Source organism: Pseudohongiella sp. O18 (assembly GCF_021729085.1).
In the GTDB taxonomy this organism is placed as follows: Bacteria; Pseudomonadota; Gammaproteobacteria; order Pseudomonadales; family Pseudohongiellaceae; genus Pseudohongiella.
On record NZ_JAJSAR010000001.1, the window covers coordinates 1,353,744 to 1,374,523 of the forward strand.

14 protein-coding genes are annotated in these 20,780 nt (G+C 52.1%); 10 read left to right on the forward strand and 4 right to left on the reverse strand.

The features are described 5' to 3' along the window. The first annotated feature begins 117 nt into the window (after window positions 1–117). Genes LVD14_RS05950 through LVD14_RS05970 form a run of 5 tightly spaced genes read left to right on the forward strand, consistent with a single transcriptional unit; the run spans window position 118 to window position 6,120 of the window. Window positions 118–1,815 (forward strand): solute:sodium symporter family transporter, encoded by a 1,698-nt coding sequence (locus tag LVD14_RS05950; RefSeq protein ID WP_237133117.1) that lies wholly within the window; start codon window positions 118–120, stop codon window positions 1,813–1,815. Window positions 1,816–1,873: 58 nt separating this feature from the next. Further along, window positions 1,874–3,097: a Gfo/Idh/MocA family protein gene (locus LVD14_RS05955; protein WP_237133118.1), complete on the forward strand. Its 1,224-nt coding sequence runs from the start codon at window positions 1,874–1,876 to the stop codon at window positions 3,095–3,097. Further along, a complete protein-coding gene (locus LVD14_RS05960; RefSeq protein ID WP_237133119.1) occupies window positions 3,094–4,071 on the forward strand; it encodes an aldo/keto reductase in 978 nt (325 codons plus the stop codon). The genes LVD14_RS05955 and LVD14_RS05960 overlap by 4 nt, the downstream gene beginning before the upstream one ends. Continuing rightward, on the forward strand, window positions 4,031–5,077 hold the full coding sequence (locus LVD14_RS05965; protein ID WP_237133120.1) for a TauD/TfdA family dioxygenase: 1,047 nt from the start codon (window positions 4,031–4,033) through the stop codon (window positions 5,075–5,077). Before LVD14_RS05960 ends, LVD14_RS05965 begins: the two co-directional genes overlap by 41 nt. Before the next feature lie 5 nt (window positions 5,078–5,082). Continuing rightward, complete coding sequence (locus LVD14_RS05970) at window positions 5,083–6,120, forward strand: hypothetical protein (protein WP_237133121.1); 1,038 nt, start codon at window positions 5,083–5,085, stop codon at window positions 6,118–6,120. 518 nt (window positions 6,121–6,638) lie between these two features. Here LVD14_RS05970 and LVD14_RS15640 read toward each other — a convergent pair. After that, a complete protein-coding gene (locus LVD14_RS15640) occupies window positions 6,639–6,938 on the reverse strand; it encodes an STAS-like domain-containing protein (RefSeq protein ID WP_411268254.1) in 300 nt (99 codons plus the stop codon). After that, on the reverse strand, window positions 6,922–7,887 hold the full coding sequence (locus LVD14_RS05975; protein WP_237133122.1) for a hypothetical protein: 966 nt from the start codon (window positions 7,885–7,887) through the stop codon (window positions 6,922–6,924). Before LVD14_RS05975 ends, LVD14_RS15640 begins: the two co-directional genes overlap by 17 nt. A gap of 560 nt (window positions 7,888–8,447) precedes the next feature. On the opposite strand from LVD14_RS05975, the gene LVD14_RS05980 reads away from it, so the two are divergent. The 4 genes from LVD14_RS05980 (at window position 8,448) to LVD14_RS05995 (ending at window position 16,858) form a co-directional block, all read left to right on the forward strand. Next, window positions 8,448–9,020, forward strand: coding sequence for a recombinase family protein (locus LVD14_RS05980; protein ID WP_237133123.1), 573 nt, complete (start codon window positions 8,448–8,450; stop codon window positions 9,018–9,020). 28 nt (window positions 9,021–9,048) lie between these two features. Next, the gene (locus tag LVD14_RS05985; protein ID WP_237133124.1) at window positions 9,049–11,493 is read left to right on the forward strand and encodes a site-specific DNA-methyltransferase; all 2,445 of its coding nucleotides are present in this window, start codon (window positions 9,049–9,051) and stop codon (window positions 11,491–11,493) included. A gap of 3 nt (window positions 11,494–11,496) precedes the next feature. Continuing rightward, window positions 11,497–14,094 carry a DEAD/DEAH box helicase gene (locus LVD14_RS05990; protein WP_237133125.1) on the forward strand — a complete coding sequence of 866 codons (2,598 nt, stop codon included), beginning with the start codon at window positions 11,497–11,499 and terminating at the stop codon, window positions 14,092–14,094. 109 nt (window positions 14,095–14,203) lie between these two features. Beyond that, the gene (locus LVD14_RS05995; RefSeq protein WP_237133126.1) at window positions 14,204–16,858 is read left to right on the forward strand and encodes a TrlF family AAA-like ATPase; all 2,655 of its coding nucleotides are present in this window, start codon (window positions 14,204–14,206) and stop codon (window positions 16,856–16,858) included. Window positions 16,859–17,080: 222 nt separating this feature from the next. Here LVD14_RS05995 and LVD14_RS06000 read toward each other — a convergent pair whose 3' ends face one another. Beyond that, window positions 17,081–18,259, reverse strand: a complete 1,179-nt coding sequence (locus tag LVD14_RS06000; RefSeq protein ID WP_237133127.1) for a hypothetical protein — start codon at window positions 18,257–18,259, stop codon at window positions 17,081–17,083. Window positions 18,260–18,653: 394 nt separating this feature from the next. After that, window positions 18,654–19,433: an HNH endonuclease family protein gene (locus LVD14_RS06005; protein ID WP_317622680.1), complete on the reverse strand. Its 780-nt coding sequence runs from the start codon at window positions 19,431–19,433 to the stop codon at window positions 18,654–18,656. A 310-nt stretch (window positions 19,434–19,743) separates the two neighbouring features. Between LVD14_RS06005 and LVD14_RS06010 the strand changes: the two genes are divergently transcribed. Continuing rightward, on the forward strand, window positions 19,744–20,346 hold the full coding sequence (locus LVD14_RS06010) for a hypothetical protein (protein ID WP_237133128.1): 603 nt from the start codon (window positions 19,744–19,746) through the stop codon (window positions 20,344–20,346). The last annotated feature ends 434 nt before the right edge of the window (window positions 20,347–20,780 follow it).

Here is a 20,780-nt window from a genome sequence, read left to right on the forward strand (position 1 = left end):
GTGCGATTAACGCGACGTTTGACCCGCAATCACTTACAGGCTATCAGTACGTCTGCACTTTTCAATAACAACAAATTTCAATAACAACAATTTCCGATAACAACAACGGCGTCATAAGTGGAAAACGGTGATCTTTTAGCAACCTTGCTCAGTTGCGCATTTTTCATGGCTCTGGTTGCCTGGATCTCCTATCGCCAGACGCGGGGAGAGGTCAGTACGCAGGATGGCTATTTCCTGGCTGGCCGCGGGCTCAGTGCGGTGTTTATCGCGGGCTCCCTGTTGCTGACCAACCTGTCGGCCGAACAGCTGATCGGGCTTAATGGGTCTGCCTACGGTTTTAATCTCAGTAGCATGGCCTGGGAAGTCACGGCGGCATTTGCCACCATCTGCATGGCGTTTATCTTTCTGCCGCGCTATCTCGCCGGCGCATTCAGTACCCTGCCAGAGTTTCTCAATAATCGCTTTGACGATGGTGTACGGCGCCTGTCCGTCATCCTGTTCATGCTCGGGTATGGCCTGGTCACCATTCCTTCTGTGTTATATGCGGGCTCTATCGCGGTTATGCAGCTGTTTGATGTGCCGGGCCTGCTCGGCATCAGTTACAGCCAGGCGCTGCTGCTGACCATTGTTTCCATTGGTTTCACGGGCAGCCTGTATGCCGTCTTCGGGGGGCTGAAAGCAGTGGCTGTGTCGGACACGCTCAATGGGGTGGGGCTGTTGATCATCGGTTTCGCAGTCCCGCTTCTGGGGTTGTCCATGCTGGGCGAGGGCAGCATCAGCGCAGGTCTGTCGATTATTGTCAGTACCGACACAGACAAGCTTAATGCCATTGGCGGGCCGACTGACCCGACGCCGTTTGGCACCCTGTTTACCGGCATGGTCCTGGCCAACCTGTTTTATTGGTGTACCAATCAGTATGTGATTCAGCGCACCCTGGGGGCCCGAAATCTGGCTGAGGGTCAGAAAGGCGTGCTGTTTACCGGCTTCTTCAAGGTGATGGTGCCTTTCCTGATGATGATCCCTGGCGTCATTGCCTTTCATCTTTATGGCCCGGGTCTGGCCACCATCGATCTGGCCTATCCGCAGCTGGTTCGCGATGTATTGCCGGTTTACGCCTCGGGCTTTTTTCTGGCGGTGTTACTGGGTGCAGTCTTCAGTTCCTTCAATTCTTTGCTGAACAGTGCCGCCACTTTGTTCTGTCTGGATGTGTATGCGCCGCTGAAAAAGCAGCCGGTTGATGATAAAACCATGCTGCGTGTGGCGCGTGTCGCCAGTATTGTCATCGCACTGCTTTCCTTTTCGATTGCGCCTTTGCTTCAGTACGCGCCGGAAGGACTATGGCAGCTGATCCGCATGTTTACCGGGTTTTACAATATCCCAGTGATTGCGGTGGTCATGGTGGGTCTGTTCACTACCCGCGTGCCTGCGCTTGGCGCCAAGGTAGCCATCATTTTTCACGTGATTGCCTACGGTTTGCTGCGCTTTGTGTTTGACGAGGATGTGACTATCCATTTCCTGCACGTCTACGCGATACTGTTTGTTATTGAGGTAGCCATCATGCTGCTGTTCGGCCGACTGCAGCCGCGCCAGGAAGACTGGTCGTACCAGCCGCGCCGCCTGCTGGATCTGACCCCCTGGCGCTTCGCCGTGCCCTGTGCCGTGACGCTGATGTCCTGTGTGGTGGCGCTGTATCTGTTGTTCTCGCCGATCGGCCTGGTGGGCGGTTTGAGCAGCGCTTTCTGGCCATTGATGTTGCTGCTGATTCTGGTCAACATAGGCGTCTGGTGGCGCAGCGCTCGGATGCTTCAGAGCTGAAGTTTTGCCTGTACCTTAGTCATAATGAAACGGTAGTTATAGTGAGACAGTAGTCATAATGAGCAAAGCCCGTTTACGTTTTTTTGAAAACTCTGTGAATCAGCGGCACATCACGGATGCTGATCGCTACCTATACCGGCAGGACCCGCCCCGGTACAAACTGGTTGTCATCGGCACCGGCACCATGGGGCAGGAGCATATGCGGGTGGCGGCGCTGCTGGGTCGGGCCAGTGTGCTGGGTATCTATGATGCGCATACGCACAGCATGGACGCGGCAGAACAGGCCTACCGGTTGATCAGCAGCGAGCCATTGCGGCGCTATGACAGTCTGGAATCTGCCTGCAATGATCCTGAGGCTGATGTGCTGATGATCTGCACGCCCAACCATACGCACCTCGACGTACTGAAAACCGTGCTGGCAAGTGGCAAACCCATCTTTTTGGAAAAGCCCATGGCAACCACCCTGGCCGATGCCGCTGCTCTGATGGAAGCAGCGCAGTCTCACAGCGCCTTTGTGCAGATTGGTCTGCAGTACCGATACAAGGCGCAGTATCGGGAAGCTTTTCATGAGGTGCAGGCGCGCCACAGCCTGGGGCGGGTTCACACCATCAGCATGAGTGAGTACCGCCCACCGTTTCTGGATAAAGTAGGGCAGTGGAACAAGTTCAACCGCAACACCGGCGGCACACTGGTGGAGAAATGCTGCCATTACTTTGATCTGATTAACCTGATGGCTGACTCGACGGCGGTTCGGGTGTATGCCAGTGGCGGCCAGGCCGTTAATTTTCTGGATTTCAAAAAAGCGGGTGAATCAGCCGACATCGACGATCATGCCTTTGTCTGTATCGACTACGCCAATGGTGTGCGGGCCAGTTTTACACTCAATATGTTCTGTCCGGATTTTACCGAAGAGATGATTGTGGTGGGTGAGCAGGGACGATTGATCACCAGTGAGCGTTTTGATTTTCATGCACAGGTCCCGACACAGACTTCGATCAATGTCGAGCTGGGGGAGAACGGGGCGTCGCGGCGCACCGAACTGTCTTACCCCAAACTGATTGAACAAAGTGGGCATCATGGCGCTACCTACTATGAGCATATCGCGCTGATGGATCAGCTGGATGGCAAGGCGGCCGATTGTGCCACCGTAGAGCAGGGTCTCTGGTCAATGATTGTTGCCAGCGCCGCGCAGGCTTCCATGGCCAGTGGGCTGGCCATCAATATCGAACATTTTCTGCAGGAGCAGCACCTGCAACATTTTATGACAGGCAATTCGAAATGAGTGAGTGTATTAAGGTAAAACAGGACCAGATGCCGGCAGTGGGATTCGGTCTTTGGAAAATAGCCAAACAGGATACAGCAGAGATGGTGCGTCAGGCCATTTTGGCCGGTTATCGACATCTGGATAGCGCAGCCGACTACGGTAACGAGGCCGAGGCCGGTGACGGCATCCGTCAAGCGATTGAGCAGGGCCTGTGTACGCGCGATGAGCTGTGGGTGACCTCCAAGTTGTGGAACACCTTCCATCGACCTGAGCATGTGCGCGAGGCCTGCGAGAAATCGCTGTCCGATCTGGGCCTTGATTATCTGGATCTGTACCTGGTGCATTTTCCGATTTCCCTGAAGTATGTGCCGATTGATCAACGCTATCCGCCGGAGTGGCTGTTTGACCCGGAAGCGGATAATCCCACCATGGAGATTGACCCGGTAGCACTGTCAGATACCTGGCAGGCCATGGAGGAGCTGGTGGATGCTGGCCTGGTGCGTCAGATTGGAGTGTGCAATTACAATAGTGCACTGCTGCATGACTTGATGGCCTACGCCAGGATAAAGCCGGCCATGCTGCAGATCGAGTCACACCCCTACCTGACGCAGGAAAGACTGATACGCCTGGCCAGCCACTACGAGTTGGCGGTGACAGCTTTCTCGCCCCTGGGCGCGGGCTCCTACATTGAACTGGATATGGCCAGCGAGCAGGAATCCGTGTTAAACCAGCCGGTGGTCCGCAGGATTGCAGACCGCCTGCAACGCTCGCCGGCGCAGGTTGTCTTGCGCTGGGGTGTGCAGCGAGGTACTGCGGTTATTCCCAAAACCTCGCGCGTGGAGCGTCTGTCAGAGAACATTAATGTATTTGATTTTGAGCTAGGCGACGATGATATGGCGGCCATCTCGGCGCTAAACCAGAACCGGCGTTTTAACGATCCCGGCGCATTTTGTGAACAGGCCTTTGGCTGTTTTTACCCCATTTATGACTGAGGTGGATGTGCGTACAGATGGCATGAGCCCGGCGATAAACGTCGAGACAATCAAGGTTCCAGAGCAGCAGCATCATCCTGAAGCGTTTCCACTGGTATATGCCATGGAAGCGGGAAGCCACGCTGATTCCGATTCAGTGTCGGCGTGGATACACACGAACCTGACCCGGATAAAACAGGCACTGTCGCAGCACGGTGCCATTTTGTTTCGTGGCTTTCCCGTGGCGACCGATCAGGACTTTGATGCTTTCATTCAGTCTTTTGGCATGAAGAACTTTACCTATACTGACTCGCTTTCCAATGCCGTCAGGCGCAACCGCACGGAACGGGTTTTTACTGCCAACGAGGCGCCTGCCGATGTGGCAATCTACCTGCATCATGAGATGGCGCAGACGCCCGTGTTCCCGTCGGCGCTGTTCTTCTTTTGTGAAAAGGCGGCGGCGGTAGGTGGTGCGACGCCGCTGTGTCGATCGGACGTTTTGCTGGAGCAGATGCAGTCGCGGATGCCAGACTTTGTTCAGGCCTGCGAGACGAAAGGCGTGAAGTACACCAATACCATGCCCTTCGAAGAAGACCTGAAGTCGGGTCAGGGGCGCAGCTGGCGCAGTACGCTGAACGCAGCTGACAAGGCAGGCGCTGAGGCCAAACTCAAAACGCTGGGGTATCAGTGGCAATGGTTGCCCGGTGATGACCTGCGCGTCACGACGCCGGTGCTGCCGGCCGTCAGAGAGCTGGACAGTGGACGGCGTGTGTTCTTTAATCAGTTAATTGCGGCCTTCCGGGGCTGGCAGGACGCACGGAATGTCGCGCAAAAATCCATCAGTTTTGGTGATGGAAGTGTTATCGATCCGGCGGCCATGGCGACGGTGATAGAGATGGCCGACGACCTAACCTATGACATGAGATGGCAGACGGGCGACGTCGCGCTGGTCGATAATTTTCTGGTGATGCATGGCCGCAGACCTTTTGAAGGAGAACGAAAGGTTCTGGCCTCACTACTGGCATAATCAATATGCGATCATTGGCACGCTTTAGAATCATCCTGATGCTTGGTGTGCTAATGGCGCTAAGTCCGATCGGTGCGCGGCTGCTGGCACAGCAAGAGCACTCCCCTCCGCTTAATGAGTTCGGTCAGCCTGATCTGCAGGGTTACTGGAGTTTTGGAACCTTGACGCCGTTGCAGCGCCCCGAGCATCTGGCCGACAAAGTATTCATGACCGAGCAGGAAGCCGAGGCGTTTGAGCAGGGCGTGCTGGATAACCGGCAGGCCGTTTTTGAACGCGAGCCTTCCGGCCTGGATATCAGCTACAACGACTTCTGGGATGAGTGGGGTGATGGCGTTGGCGACAATCTGCGCACCTCAATTATTGTCAGTCCCGCTAACGGTCGCATTCCCGAACTAATCCCCGGCGCCGTTTTGCAGCGCAGTTCCTCTCGCGATGATGTGATGAGCGAGCGCCCCGCGCGTTTTTTGCTGGGCGGCATCAGCAAAGATGGCCCGGAAGACCGGGGTTTGTCTGAGCGCTGCCTGACCGGCTTTAACACGGGACCGCCGATGCTGCCCAGCAAATACAATAACAATATGCAGCTGTTGCAGTTCAAGGATCATGTGGTGATTGTGACCGAGATGATTCACGACGCGCGTATTATCCCCTTGGACGGACGTCCTCACCTGCCACCGGAAATCACACAATGGGGCGGCAATTCGCGTGGGCATTGGGAGGGCAATACCCTGGTGGTCAATACGCGAAACTTCACCGACAAAATGGCCAGCCTGTCGCAGCCCTATGCCGCCTGGGGCTCTGCAAAGGACATGCATCTGGAGGAGCGCTTCAGACTGAATGACAACGGCTCTCTGGTTTACGAGTTCACCATCAACGACCCCGCCACATTCGTCGAACCCATCAAGGGTATCCTGCACATGCGCCGATCACCGGACCGCATCTACGAGTATGCATGCCATGAGGGAAATTATGCCTTGCCGGGCATACTGGCCGGAGCGAGACAGGCAGAGGCTGCTGGTCTTTCAGCAGAACAGTTTCGGGAATGATTTCGGGTAAATTGGCTGCTGGCAATTGCGTCTAAAACACAGATGCAAATAAGGCTGGCGTTTGGGCCTGAAAAGTCTTAAATGAGTGGTTTTGCGGTCTGATACGGATGTATCAAATGGTGCCCAGGAGAGGACTTGAACCTCGACGTTACTTCTTATCTATTTGATTTATAAGGTTTATATTTTTACGTTTGTGTCGTGGAGGGCCAATGTGAATACCCTTTGTGACATCTCCTTTACGTCTACATAATAGCTCTGAGGTGAGTTGGGAGCAAGCTGTTGGCTGAATTCTCATATAATTGAGGATAATAACGATCCGTAGTTAGCGTCCGGTTCGTTTCCATGTAATCAAGAAACTCAGACGTCGAGTCTTAGAAGCAATAAGGAGTCTTTCTATGGCTCTGGAGGAGGTGTGTTTCAAGCAATGCTTGGATTTGTGGGGGCGACGAGCATTGGTGTGGGCTAGGAGGAAACTTAGCCCCGTTCAACTGTTCAGTGCTGATGGGGGCTAAGCTGTCTTAGGCTGCGACAGAGGTTCGATTTCTAATATTAGAAGCAATAACCCTAGTGAGATGCTTGCTGCATCCGATAATCTTTACCTTTGATAGGAACGGTTCAAGCCCTATTTCGGCCGATAGAACGCCAAACAACTCATCCGCATAAGAGTCGGAAATTGATTTTACCGCCGACAAGTCGATTCTTATGCAAGGATCGCTAGTCAATTTTTGTCGAATGGTCCGGCGTAATTCGCGCGCGGAGGTTCTTGAAGCGAGGTCGCTTTCTTCGATTCTAATGTCTCTGTTATCCATGGTTGTCATCCTCTAGCCGCTTAATAATATAGGACAATTCCGGGCTATCTTGGGACTCTTCGGATCCTTTGCTTAAGGCTGAAGCTCTCAATCTACAGGAGATGGCTACACCCTTCCATTGGATCGGTAGACGCTTATATATGGTATCCTTGTTTTCATCAATAGTAAATAATGCGTCTCCAGATGCTATTTGCAGAGAACCGGAATAAGCATTGACAAGACGAACTAGTTTCGCCAGGCCAAGCCCTTGGTGATTATTTTCACTGTCTCGAACTGGCACAGACGAGCCAAAAGGGGATCTAAGACAGTCCTCTGGAATTCTCTGAGTCCAAGGGTCGTCATGCAATTTCGTTGAATTCCCTTCTTGGATACACCATTCGATAGCCTCTTGGTGGCTTGAGCATTCCTTTTTCGATCGATGCATTTCACCCATAAATCCGAGCCCGAGATCAGCTAAGGCAAATTCAACATAAGTATCGTCCTCACGTGGGACTTTGTACTTTTGAGCCATAGAGAAGCCAGTAGCTTTTCCGTGTGCCCACACATTATCGTGTAGCTCCCCTACCACCTCCATGAGTGCCCTCAGTCCTGGCGCATCAGGTGCGGCTGAGGCGCGCAAGCAACTGTTTATGGTTCGCGTTGCGTCGTTTGTCTGCCCCGCAGAATTTAGTGCTGTTATTGGAGAGTACCTGAAACCTTGATTACATCTTTGGTGGGGATAACTATCGGTGCCGTCCAAGCTGAGAATTTGTTCAAGCTTAATAGCTTGAGCGTATCTCTCTTGTGACTCACCATTAAACTCAAGTTCTGCAAAGGTCCGATTATAACTATTAGCCAAAGCAGCTATGGTAACCCAGCAGCCGGGGGTGCAGTATCCGTCGGGTACACGAAAAGGTTCGGTAGGGTCGAATGATGATCTCGAAAGATAAGTTAGTGTGTTTTCTAAATTATAAGTCATACAGGCTACGGTGCTCGACGAAAGCTCGTCTTTTCGCGGGTCCTAAGTTGTGTGAGGAATTAAGCCTGATCGAGATGGTCGGATTTGCGACTTTGGCAACCAAGAGAAAGCTTTAACCATTCGAAGATGCTTATCTGTTTGATTGATAATATTTTTTATACTCTCGCGTCCCTCGTGGGGTGGGTAGGCTGGATACCTATTTCCCCCCCCCAGTGGCGCAGATTGTAGCGCTTACCTTTCAAGTGCGGCAAGCTAAGTGATGGAGACTCGTGGGTTCTGCTTTTATCTCGATAGAACTCATCCACTGCCCTGATACAGCTCCCACTCAAGCTCGCCCAAATCATCTTCAGTGGAAAGCCGCGGTGTTCTGGGTGCCGAAAGGGCCCGCCGCGGATGTGGGGCAGCGCCGAACAAGACTCACAAGATTAGCGTGATTGCCCCGCTAAGCCGGGATCACTATATAACAACAAGCGAAGTGTCCGGTTCAAATTGAGACCAACTCACCAATAGGCTTAGAGTGTTAATATACCCGTCAATTTTTCAATGTTCTGGATCCGTCCATGAGTCAACGAGTAGGGTATGCTCGCGTATCGAGTGATGATCAGCATCTGGATTTGCAGCGTGATGCGCTTAGGCAAGCAGGATGCGGCTTGATTTACGAGGAAGCATTAAGTGGAAAGAGTGCCTCTCGTCCAGAAATTGAGCAGTGCCGCAAGTCGTTGCGAGTGGGTGACACTCTGGTGGTATGGAGGCTGGAACGTCTAGGGCGCAGTTTGCCCGATTTGGTGCAGATAATCGCTGACCTTGAACATAGAGGCATAGGCTTCGAAAGTTTAGCAGATAAGATCGAGACCGGCGGTGCAGAGGGCAAGTTGGTTTTTCATATATTTGCGGCGCTGGCTGAGTTCGAGAGGAGTTTGATTCGGGAGCGAACTCAAGCCGGGCTGGCCGCTGCGCGTGCTAGAGGCCGGGTGGGCGGACGCAAGCCGAAATTGGACGACAAACAGATACGCCAAATCAAGACCCTGCTGCGCGCTCCTAACACACGCGTTGCCGAAGAGGCCCGAGACTATGGTGTGTCGAGGACAACCATTTATAAGCATTGCGGCATAGTGCAGCCGCGTCATCAATAGCAAACTTACTAAGTGAGAAAGTGATTCCGTGTCCAGACTGACTGATTTGATTGCCAAGACAAAAACCAAAGATGCGACGCTAGGGGCCGATCTCGAGCGAGAAGTCAAATTACTCTCGTCACGACTTCCCTTCGGGCTGAATTTCGAACGACATAGCCCTGAAGCGGTTGAGTTGCCCCTACGGCCGATTCGAAAAGGGGATAAGGTGCGCATACTCTCCCAACGTGGACCGGTAGAGGAAGAAGATCATCGACTATGGCAGGTCAAGAGCGTTAATCAAGCCAAGAGGCTGGCTGACTTGGAGTTACTGGGTGCGGCGGAGGTAGAAACACAGACCTTTGAGATAGATAACCTCGTGGTGGTGGCCGAATTCCGTGACACGATCTATCCCGGCCTGGTCAGTACCGGCAAGATGCAGCGCGGTGGTGACAAGCCGTTCCATACAGTCATTAATGGCGAAAATTACCACGTTTTGAAGGCGCTGACTTACACCCATCGCGGCAAGGTTGATGTCATCTACATTGATCCACCTTATAACACTGGAGCAAAGGACTGGAAGTACAACAACGATTACGTTGGAGAGGAAGACCTTTATCGACACAGCAAGTGGTTGGCCATGATGGAGCGCCGATTAATTGTAGCGAAGGAGTTGTTGAATCCAGCAGATTCAGTGTTGATTGTCACGATTGATGAAAAAGAGTACTTGCGGCTGGGGTTGTTGTTGGAGCAGACGTTTCCAGAAGCCAAGGTCCAGATGATCTCGTCTGTTATTAATCCGAAAGGTACTGCGCGAACTACATATTTCTCGAGAACCGACGAGTTCATCTTTTTCGTTTTCTTTGGTGACTCAATGGTACCTGATCGCTCTGGCAGTGGTGAAGCAAAAGAGGTCAGATGGAGATACCTGAGAAGAACAGATGTGGAGTCCGCACGAGGTACGAAGAAGGGCGGGCCAGCACAGTTCTATCCGATCTACGTGAATGACAACACGGGTAAAATTGAGCTAATTGGCGAACCGTTACTCCATGGTGAATCGCGTGCAAACGCTCCAACGCTTCCAGGATGCACCACTGTTTTTCCAATTCGTGAGGAAGATGGAATGGAGATGAACTGGGGGTTGATTAGCTCAAGTTTAAAAAAGTCTCTAGATGCAGGTTTTGTGCGAGTTTCTAAAAACCAATCTTCTGAATTGCAGCCTTATGTTTTTTCTTACTTGACAGCACCGAACATCAAGAAGATTGACAGTGGAAGGCTCATTAAATCCGGGCAGCGGGCCGACGGATCTTGGATTGTCATAGATCCCTCTGGTAAATCCGCTCGGCCAACAACAACATGGAGGGATGCGACACATGAAGCTGGTGCTTATGGCACGTCTTTACTGCGTGCACTGTTGCCTGGACGAAAATTCCCCTTTCCTAAAAGTCTGTACGCGGTAGAGGATGCCCTTCGTTTGTTCGTTGAAGGTAAACCTGAGGCAATTGTGCTCGATTTCTTCTCTGGCTCAGGTACCACCGCTCATGCCCTGATGAGGCTGAACAGCCTGGACGGTGGGCAACGCCAATGTATAAGCGTGACTAACAATGAAGTATCCGCGGATGAACAAAAGGAGTTGCGTGAATCGGGTTTGCGGCCTGGAGATCCAGAGTGGGAAAAAAGAGGCATTTGCGATCACATTACCAAACCTCGCATTGCTGCTGCTATTTCAGGGATGACTCCTGAAAATAGCCCGATTGAAGAGACTTATATTACGGGTAAGACGATTCAGAAAGAGGTGTGTCGCTACTTCGCTCACGTTGGTTTTGTCGATCCAGCTCTGCTCAACTCTACGGTTAAGAAGCAGTTCTTAGCACTGGTTGGCGGGTTGCCACAAAATTTGGTTAAGGGGCCTTGTCCCTACATAGTTAGCGAAGACCACGTCTCTAGCGTATTATTCGAACCCGAGGCCGCAGACGAATGGCTTGAGGCCCTGGATGGGCAAGAGCACATCACACGATTCTATATAATCACCAAGGCTAAAAAAGATTTTGAGCATCTCAAAGGTCGGGTGACGGAATTGCTTGGCCCGTTGACGGTGCGCGAAGAAGAAAGGTCTTCTATTGGGGAAGGTTTAGAGGAAAACGCCGAGTTTTTTACCCTGACTTATGAAACACCCGTCGCAGTTAGTCACAATCTGGCTTATAAAAAAGTCGCCCCGTTGCTTTGGCTTCGCGCTGGGGCACGAGGGAACCGCATAGACAAGCTGCCTGACGATGGCTGGGCGGTGGTTGATACCTATGGGCTGTTAACTAATGTGGATGCAGCCACTCCCTTCATTCAGGCGATAAAGAAAGTTGATAGTATGCGCATCGCCTATATCGTGACTGACGATGACCGAAGATTCCAGGCCATTGCAAAGAGGTTGCCAGATGACGTTGAGCCTGTGCGACTGTACAAGTCTTACCTCACCAATTTCAGCTTCACCAACGGAGAGTAAAAGATGAAGTTCACGCTTAAAGACTATCAGCGCGACGCCGTCCGCGACTCTTTGAATAACTTGGGTAAAGCACGCCGCCTTTGGCGCAACGAGGCCGATAGAACAGCGTTCTCACTGACGGCGGTAACTGGTGCTGGTAAGACCGTTATGGCTGCAGCTGCTTTTGAAGCACTGTTCCACGGGGACGATGAGTTCAGCTTTGACGCTGATCCGGGCGCAGTGGTGATTTGGTTCAGCGATGACCCCTCATTGAATGAACAAACACGATTTAGATTCATCGAGGCCAGTGACCGTATCAATTATACTGACTTAGTAGTTGTTGAAAATACCTTTAACAGGCCCAAATTCCAGCCAGGAAAAATATATTTCCTCAACACCCAAAAGCTCAGTAAGAACAGCTTGTTGGTTCGAGGCTATGACCCCGAAGAAATGGTCGCCAAATTGGATGGGACTTTCCCCGACATGCGACCGGATCTGCGGGCTTATACTATCTGGGACACCATTCAAAACACAATTGAGGATCCAGATTTAACGCTGTATCTGGTGCTCGATGAAGCCCATCGCGGTATGGGTACCCCGACAGCAGCCTCAATAAACGCCAAGGGCACGATCGTTCAGAGACTCATCAACGGCGTGGGTAGCGTGCCTGGCATACCGGTGGTGTGGGGCATTTCTGCCACAGTGGAAAGGTTCAATACTGCGATAGAGTCAGCGGGCAAGCACATCAAATTGCCTAACGTGGTTGTTGATGCATCTAAGGTGCAGGAGTCTGGTCTTATCAAAGACACAATCCTGCTTGATATACCGGATGAAACAGGCGATTTTGATACAGTACTGGTAAGGCGTGCGACTGATAAATTGAAGGAATCAACCTCAGCGTGGAGCGCCTACTCCAAGCAGCAGCAAGAATCCCACGCGGTCGTCCCCTTAATGGTTTTACAGGTTCCCAATACGCCCGACCCCAATGAAATAGGTAGGGCTTTGGATACGATTTTTGAGCGTTATCCTGATCTGCCTGCAGCTTGTGTGGCGCATGTATTCGGCGATCACACGACGCATCGGTTCGGTAATCGCGATGTGCCTTACATTGAGCCACAGCGAGTTGAAGAGTCGACATGGGTGCGTGTGCTGATCGCCAAGGATGCCATCAGTACAGGTTGGGATTGCCCGCGCGCAGAGGTAATGATTTCTTTCCGGGCAGCTAGCGATAAAACGCATATCACACAGTTGCTGGGACGGCTAGTTCGCTCGCCTCTGGCTCGCCGTATTCCTGGTAATGATCGCCTGAATGCCGTTGACTGTTTGCTGCCAAAATTTAATCGGACGGCTGTTGAGCAGGTTGTCGAAGAGCTGACAACAGGCAATGATGCGGCTGCCCCTGGGCGTGTCTTGATGGATTACATAGAGGTGGTGCCGAACCCGTCTGCGTCTCCTTCGGTGTGGGAGACTTTTGAGGCGTTGCCTTCGCAAACTCGCCCCCAACGTGGCGCCAAGCCAGCGATCAGGTTAACTGCGTTGGCTCATGAATTGTCATCCGACAATATTCTGTCCGGTGCAGGCGCTCTCGCACATGCCCATATGCATTCAGCTTTGGATAAGTTTCAGGCTGAGCACAAGGCAAAGATAACCGACAAAAGAAAGTCTGTACTGGTTTTAGATGGGAAAACAGTAAAGGCAGATATGCTCGATCAAGGCCGTAGTCTGGAGCAGTTTTGGGAAGATGCCGACGTTGCAGTAATAGACGATGCCTACCGCCGAGCGGCACGTATTTTTAGCCCTGCGATTGCCCACTCCTACGTTGATCATTTAGCCAGCCAGGAAGCCGACAGAGAATCGGATCCGGAGGAATTTCTGGAGGCGGTAGTTGAAGCTCGCGTAACCGTTGCTGGTTTAGGGTTAGTAATGGAAGTACAAGATTATTTCGATGCGCAGGCTGATAACTTGGCTAAGCATTGGTTCGCCAAATACCGACCTCTCATCAAGGCGTTAAGCGATGATCGCAGAGAATCTTATCGGCAGATCATCGAAATGAGCACCGAGCCTCAAGATGTGGGGATGCTTAAGCCTGAGGCCCGGTATGAGGCCACCAAGTCGAACGAGAACGGTGTGGTGAGAGCGCTACCGTTCTGGGATGGCCATTTGTTGTGCGACCAAACCGGCAAGTATCCTGCTGATCTGAATGACTGGGAACGGACGGTCGTAGAGACTGAGTCAGCCAAGCCGGGATTCGCCTTCTGGTATCGCAACCCGCAGCAACCAGGGCAGGCGTCATTGGGTATTGCCTATGAGAAGTCCAGCGAGTATGGGATTGTTCGTCCAGACTTTTTGTTCTTTGCTGAACATGACGGAAGCTTAGTTGTCGATCTGATTGATCCGCACGGTCTGCATTTGGCTGATGCTCTCCCTAAACTGCAAGGCTTGGCGCTGTACGCTGCAAGCCATAGTGCTGTTTTTCGACGGATTGAGTCGCTAGCCAAAGTGAAGGAAAGCGGCGAACTTCGAGTGCTCGACTTGAAACGGCAGGACGTGCGTAGTGCGATCGCTATCGCCGAGGATGCGGAGGCATTGTTCCGAAGTGGGCTTGCAGATGACTATTCGTGATTTTACAAGCAATAGGGTAATCAGAGTAAAACTCGTCGTTTTCATCATCGCCACAGAGGCAGTGAAGTGTGATTGATAGCGGCTGCAAGCATTTGAATCAGGGGGAAGTATGGGGGATCAGTACACCTTCGCAAAATTCTGGCGCTGCGCGCTCCAGCTAAATCCTTTCGGTTACAACGGGACCTATCGGGGCGCCGATCACGGTCTGGATGAGGCGGGGTACAACCACGCAATACTCCAGAAATGCCTTGAGCTGAACATTTCCGTAGTCGGCCTAGCCGACCACGGAAGCGTAGCCAGCGTGGACGCATTGCGTGAAGTGCTTCAGTCGCACGGGATTGTGGTATTCCCAGGCTTTGAGATCGCTTCGAATGACAAGACCCATTATGTCTGCCTGTTTTCTGAGGAAACGACAGGTCAGCAGCTCGAACGCTACCTAGGCAGTCTCGACCTGCTCGATCCTACGAATGGTGTCCGCCCTTCTATTTTGAGTTCAGAGTCGTTGATCGAGAAAGTCGACCAGCTCGGCGGTTTTATCTATGCAGCGCATTGTACCCACGACAGTGGTCTCTTGAAGAATCGCCTCAATCATGTATGGAAGCTACCTAAGCTGCGTTCGGCGCAGATACCGGGCTCGGTAGACGACTTGGCGGGGGTGGAAAGCGACTTCTATCGCAAGGTGCTTTTGAACAAGGACGATGCCTACCGACGCGAACGGCCCATAGCTGTCATCAATGCCAAAGATGTAGCCAAACCGGAAGACTTGGTGCAACCAGGAGCCACTTGCTTTATCAAAATGACGCGGCCTAACTTTGCGGCGTTCAAGGTGGCTTTCCTTGACCCACGATCCCGCATCCGCTTGTATTCGCAGCAGGCTGGAAGTCCGATTGGCAAGGTGCTCAGCATGACCGTCACGGGGGGATACCTGGATGGCGTCAGCGTGAACTTCTCCGATCACCTCAACACTGTCATCGGTGGTCGAGGGACGGGTAAATCAACTTTGCTCGAATGTCTGCGTTACGCCTTGGACCTTCCACCCAAAAGCAAGCAAGCATTGAAGCACCATCAGGAGATCATCAAGGAAAATCTTGGACGTGCAGCTGGCCGATTGGAGCTAGTGGTGGTGTCGTCGGCTCAGAACGGAAAACAGTATACTGTCTCAAGGCGTTATGGTGAACCGCCGATCGTTCGCGACTTGGGCGGCAATGTTTCCACCCTTCTCCCGAGAGACTTGCTCCCTGGCATCGACATTTATGGACAGAACGAAATCTACGAGCTGGCTCAGGACACATGTAGCCGAGTGCAATTGCTGGATCGATTTCTTCCACAGGACAGAGACTATGAGACGAAGAGCGCCGACGTCCACCGGCGCTTGATCGAGAGCCGGCAGAAGCTCGCGAAGTCCTTGTCCGACTTCGATGACGTGAAGGCGCAGGTGGGTCGACTTCCGAAGTTGGAAGAGCAGCTACGTGTGTTTGAAGAAATTGGCATCAAGGAGAAGTTGGCTAAGACCTCGCTTATCGCCAGAGAACGTGAGATTGCCAATAGTGCCACGGAGAGCGTCCAGTTTCTGCGTAATGCCCTTGACGATTTTTGCGACAGCCTGCCCGACTTAGGATTCATCAACGATGAAGCTCTCGAAGGGCTGCCCGACGCTGCCCAGTTGGTTGTGATGCGTACGACTCTGGAGAGGGTAAGTCAAGGCTTCATCGGCCATCTAAAAGCCATGACGAATTTGTTGGATGAGGCGTCAGACCAGTTCAATGTTCAGCGAGAGGCTTGGCAGCAGGCCATCGAGAGGCATGAGGTCGAACTGGAGAAGGCGCTTCGGACGCTTCCTACTGCGGCTGGTAAAAGTGGGCAGGAAGTTGGTGTCGCCTATCAACGGCTTACTGGAGAAATCGAGCGCATCATGCTAATGAAGGCAAAGCTGTCAACTCACGAGGCCAAATGTAATTCCTTGAAGCAAGAGCGGCGCAACTTGTTAGCCGAGCTGTCTGATCTGCGAGCGCAGCGCATTCAGGCGTTAAAGAGGGCCGCTAAGCGCCTGAACAAGCAACTTGAGGGCAAGCTCAAGGTAGAGATCGTGCCGGAGGCCGACCGCTCTCCGCTGCTAAACTTCCTGCTGGGGTGCAAACTGGAAGGTATCGGGGAGAAGCGATTGGCGTGGATCGAAGAGGCTGAGATGGTACGCCCGTTGTCGTTGGTTCAGTCGATCCAGAATGGTTCGACCGATGTTCAACTGGATTGGGGTGTCACTCAGATGGTGGCCGAGGCGCTGGCCAGGCTCCAGCCATCTCAGCTCATGGAGCTAGAGGCACTGGAGCTGGATCATAGGGTGGACATTTTCCTCAACGTCACTCACGGTCAGGCTGATCCGCTGTTCCGCCCGTTGAGCAAGCTATCGACTGGACAGCAATGCACGGCGATATTGCATATGTTACTTCTGGAGAACGCCGATCCACTGCTCATGGATCAGCCGGAGGATAACTTGGACAATGCTTTCATCGCGGAACGAATCGTCACCGAGCTGAGGGATGCCAAGACTAGTCGGCAATTCTTGTTTGCGACGCATAACGCCAACATACCTGTGTTTGGAGACGCTGAGTGGATCGGTGTCTTTACTGCGGGCGAGAATCAGGGCTACCTTGGGCTAGAGGCGCAAGGGTCGATTGACGTGCCGGTGATTCGGAATCAAGTTGCAAGCATTCTGGAAGGAGGGCGCGATGCCTTCATCCAGCGCAAGGAAAAGTACGAATTCTGAAGCGCTGAGTCAGCGGATTGTAAAAGGAGCGGATAGGGTTTTGCTCTGGTTTCAAAAAAGTCAGGTCTGACCTCTCAAGATAAGAGGATCAGTGGATCCGGTCGCTGCATTAATGATTAGAGATGTCGCCGTTAGCAGGAAATATTGCTTGCTCTGCGCGCAAGCTAGATTATCCGTGGCTGAATCACATAAAAGCCCTTGCCGGTGCCATCGCCGACTTACTTATACGTGCCAAGGTCTATCGCTTTTCGGTGTAGAGACGTATTCAAACAAACCCTCCAAGTCACCGGACAGAGGATCATGGCGCTCCGCCCAGTCTTTCGCCCACTGTATCCACTCCGCTATCGCCTTGCCGTGGACATCTATTGTTGAATCTTGGGTAGCCGCCATTTCCTCTATTCTTTGAATTAGCTTTCGCACTCGGGCGGCCTCTTCACACCTACCGGACGCAACAATGAAGCGCTCCCAGCACTCCTCGTTAGCTTTGATCCGCTGCGCCTCTCGATGCCGTCGATTCCGCTCCTCGTCATCTCGACGGCGTTGTTCCTCTCTCTCCCGCTTTTGTTCTACTAGCAACGGTCCGGCAGTCTTGAATATCCTCACAATATCCGGGACATCTTCTTCTAGGGTATGCTCGTCGTTTTCCTCTGCCCAGCGCGTCGTAAGGCCTCTGGGGAGCCAGGTCTTTATATTGAGCATCAATCTGCCGCTGAACTGGCGCTCAATTTTGTGGGTTTTGCCTTTGTTCCAGGGTTCGACAACCTCTTGCTTCGTAAGCGGCATTTTTACTTGTTTGTACCGCTCAGTGATGTTGAACTCCACTGGTATCCCTTCATAGGTTAGCTCCCACGATTGATCATAGCTTCCAGGCCTGACCTTGTACCCGAACTTTTCAATAGCTTTGAATATAGTGTCCAGTATACGGTGGCGCCTCATTTCAATATTAGTGAAGGGTTTCCGGGAATGGTCGCGCATGGCGGCAGGAAGGTGAGATTGCCACAGTTTATTGCGCTGGTTCGACGCCTCTCGTTCGTCGCGCCAACGGCTAACTACCGGGTGCGGCTTTACTAACTTCTTAGGTACACTGATATCGGGTGCAGGGGTCGAGGCAAGGGCCTTTACTACCTCTGGCCTGGGTTTGGTCAGCGCTTTATCAACCTGTTCTATCACTATTGGGTCGCGCGCGGCATCATCTGCGAGTTCTGGCAACGGTATCTGGGTAACCTTTTGTCCTGCTGCTTGTTTGGCCCAGTATCCGCGAGGTGGAAGGGGTATATGTTTTCGCCTGCAGAGCTTTGCTAATCCTTGATTAGACAGCCCGACCTGTTTCGACAGTTTGGTCATTGGCGTTTGCCAGGCCAAATCATAAAGCTCCTTCCGGGTGAATATGTGGGTTTTCATGAGTCGCCTCCGACGCTGATATAAGGGCTGGTCTTATAGTTTATATCGGAATTTGGTTCACTGGGGTTGGCCGTTGATGGCACTTGTATAAGGAGAGTGAATCACAGATCGCGGCAAAATATGGCACAATCATCATAGAAAGTTCGTCATTGGTTCTAAGCATGACAATCTGGGCAATTTATCTGAATAAACCTATATTAAACATATACATAAGTATGCGGTCGGCAGGCGGGGTGGAGAGCCTGAGCCCCTAACGTTAAAACCGCCCCGAAGGGCGGGGTCCTGCTGCTTCCTGCTGGCTATACTGTGGTTATAGCAGGCGATTTACAGTCGTGCTTGGTGTATCATTTATTTGTGGCTTTGGATTACATCATCGTCGGTAGCTACGGCCCGATCAATTGCCCTGGCATTGCCCTAGAAGCTCCTGAATACCTCGCTCTTCATCCGCTTCCATATCCAGACCATAGACCCTCACGATTCGAACAAACCTTGCTACATAGCCGCACTGGCCTGATGGTGGCAGCCATTCGTCAGGGCCTCGGGCTCCCTTGGCTCGATTTAGGCTAGCCTCCACAGGCAATAGATTTACGGGGTCGTTGGCAAAACTCTCTCGCTTCTGCTGAGACCACTGATCGGCCCCTCGATCCCAAGCCCAGCGTAACGGTACGACATGATCTATATCGATCTCTGATGAGTTCTGAATGATATTTTCCGTATATGGGGTTATCCAGCGACCTGTTGTGACTCTGCAGCGGCGGCCGTCCGCAAATCGCACCTGAGTGCTAGAGGTCGCAATCAATGCCTCTGCTCGACTATCCTGACAATCCCCATCAGCGTCATCCCAGCCATGGCCGAACCGGGAGCGATCATATCCGCTAACTGGAGCGGAGCTTCTCGTGGATCGTGGTAGGCGCAATGAGGTGCCCTCTGAGACTGCTGAGCGAGTCAAGTTAGCTGGGAGGCGTCCTCCGCTGTCCAGGCACGCCTGAACGCTCTCAAAGGGCCGGAAGTTTCTAGTCCGCTCGTAATAACTGCTCTCCGGTGGGTGACAAATGTCGGAGTTCGATTTCTTGACGATTTGGCCCTGAGCGAGGGTTTGAGAAGAGATGGCTATCAGGGCTACAAAGAGTAGGGATACAGCCATAAGTGCTAGTGGTGATGCTCTGTTGCCCATAGGGTTGCCTGCTTTTCGTTGTTTTCGCGGGGAGTATAGTGCGTTTTTGTTTGGCAGGGCGGAAAAGCTTCAGCCGTGGACGATTAGCGGAGGCTCACGAGCTTCTGGTACGACAGCAGATTGGCGCCCGTACTCAGCTCCCGGGCAACCTGGGCAAAGTTGACACTTGGCTGGCGAATCTGCTCAATGGCATCTTGTTTGAACTCAGGGCTGGCTTCTTCTCTTCGACATAAAAACTGCTTTTGACTATTATAAGATTTTTCAAAAGTGTCCGTAAAATCGGGGTAAAACCCCCTGGAGGGGTGGTGCAATGACCGTCTACGATCGCGAGCGCGCACTGCAGGAACGCCTTAATTCATTTTTTCATAAAAATTTTGCTCTACCTGACCTGGACTACTATTCCCGCCTGGACAGAAAGGCACTTGCTGGGCTGAAGGCTCTTCTTGGCGATATCAATAACATCTTCACTATGAAAATTTGCTTGGAGTTTGGTACTTGGCTCGGCGAAATCCTGAACCTGGATGCTAAAACTCGAGGTGAACTCAGAGATTCGATTCTACAAAGCCAACCCAACACCAACGGTTTTGATCTGGAAATTCCAGAGCCTGTCGGCGTCGTCGCCGAAGTAAAGTGCAATGTACCGATAAACGGAGGGTCGGTTTACGGTTCTGCTCAACGCAACGGGATCGTGAAAGATATAGATGCTCTCATGGAGGGCAAGAGCAAATCACCGATCGATCCCACCAACTGTCTTAAGTTTCTCGTTCTTCTAGACACGCCTGAGGTAAGAGCTGCGACAAGGCACCTTGTCAAGAATTTGAAGCGACACAAAGAGGCTGTGGTGTTTATTGAGCCGGGAATCAAGCCCGACTGCAGGCACAATCTCTACGTCGTCCACGTCAGTGAATCATAGTCAACCGCAATTACTGAGAGGCAAATACGTCAGCAGTCTTAAGTGAATGCCGGGCTAATTCATATGGTGAGAAGGAGCTGGCAAGTCACTTATCATTTGTGAGGTCGGTTCTACGCCGATTTCACGGGCACTTCAGTAGGCCTCTATAGGTTAGTCGCTCGGTTCTAAGCTTGTATAAGGGAAGTCAATCCACAGGAGCCGGCAAAATATGGCACCATCATCATTAAGATATCCGGGTTGGCTCTAAGGATAATAACTCTCCCGCTCTCAATCCTCATATGATAATGAATCGCATTGGCATTTGATTCTAGTACCTCCCCGGGCTTTGTCATCGAATCAGCCCTCGCCCCGAGTCAACTGGCAGTCTAAGATTCGTACATCCCGAGCCAACATGAACTCCCTCACTGATAAACCAAATCTTAACCATATCGACC

Bases quoted from the DNA above. Each gene is read 5' to 3' on its own strand.
- LVD14_RS05990 (WP_237133125.1), top strand. From the start codon at position 11,497: ATGAAGTTCACGCTTAAAGACTATCAGCGCGACGCCGTCCGCGACTCT.
- LVD14_RS05980 (WP_237133123.1), top strand. From the start codon at position 8,448: ATGAGTCAACGAGTAGGGTATGCTCGCGTATCGAGTGATGATCAGCAT.
- LVD14_RS15640 (WP_411268254.1), bottom strand. From the start codon at position 6,938: ATGACAACCATGGATAACAGAGACATTAGAATCGAAGAAAGCGACCTC.
- LVD14_RS06000 (WP_237133127.1), bottom strand. From the start codon at position 18,259: ATGAAAACCCACATATTCACCCGGAAGGAGCTTTATGATTTGGCCTGG.
- LVD14_RS06005 (WP_317622680.1), bottom strand. From the start codon at position 19,433: ATGGGCAACAGAGCATCACCACTAGCACTTATGGCTGTATCCCTACTC.
- LVD14_RS05975 (WP_237133122.1), bottom strand. From the start codon at position 7,887: ATGACTTATAATTTAGAAAACACACTAACTTATCTTTCGAGATCATCA.
- LVD14_RS06010 (WP_237133128.1), top strand. From the start codon at position 19,744: ATGACCGTCTACGATCGCGAGCGCGCACTGCAGGAACGCCTTAATTCA.
- LVD14_RS05970 (WP_237133121.1), top strand. From the start codon at position 5,083: ATGCGATCATTGGCACGCTTTAGAATCATCCTGATGCTTGGTGTGCTA.
- LVD14_RS05960 (WP_237133119.1), top strand. From the start codon at position 3,094: ATGAGTGAGTGTATTAAGGTAAAACAGGACCAGATGCCGGCAGTGGGA.
- LVD14_RS05955 (WP_237133118.1), top strand. From the start codon at position 1,874: ATGAGCAAAGCCCGTTTACGTTTTTTTGAAAACTCTGTGAATCAGCGG.
- LVD14_RS05995 (WP_237133126.1), top strand. From the start codon at position 14,204: ATGGGGGATCAGTACACCTTCGCAAAATTCTGGCGCTGCGCGCTCCAG.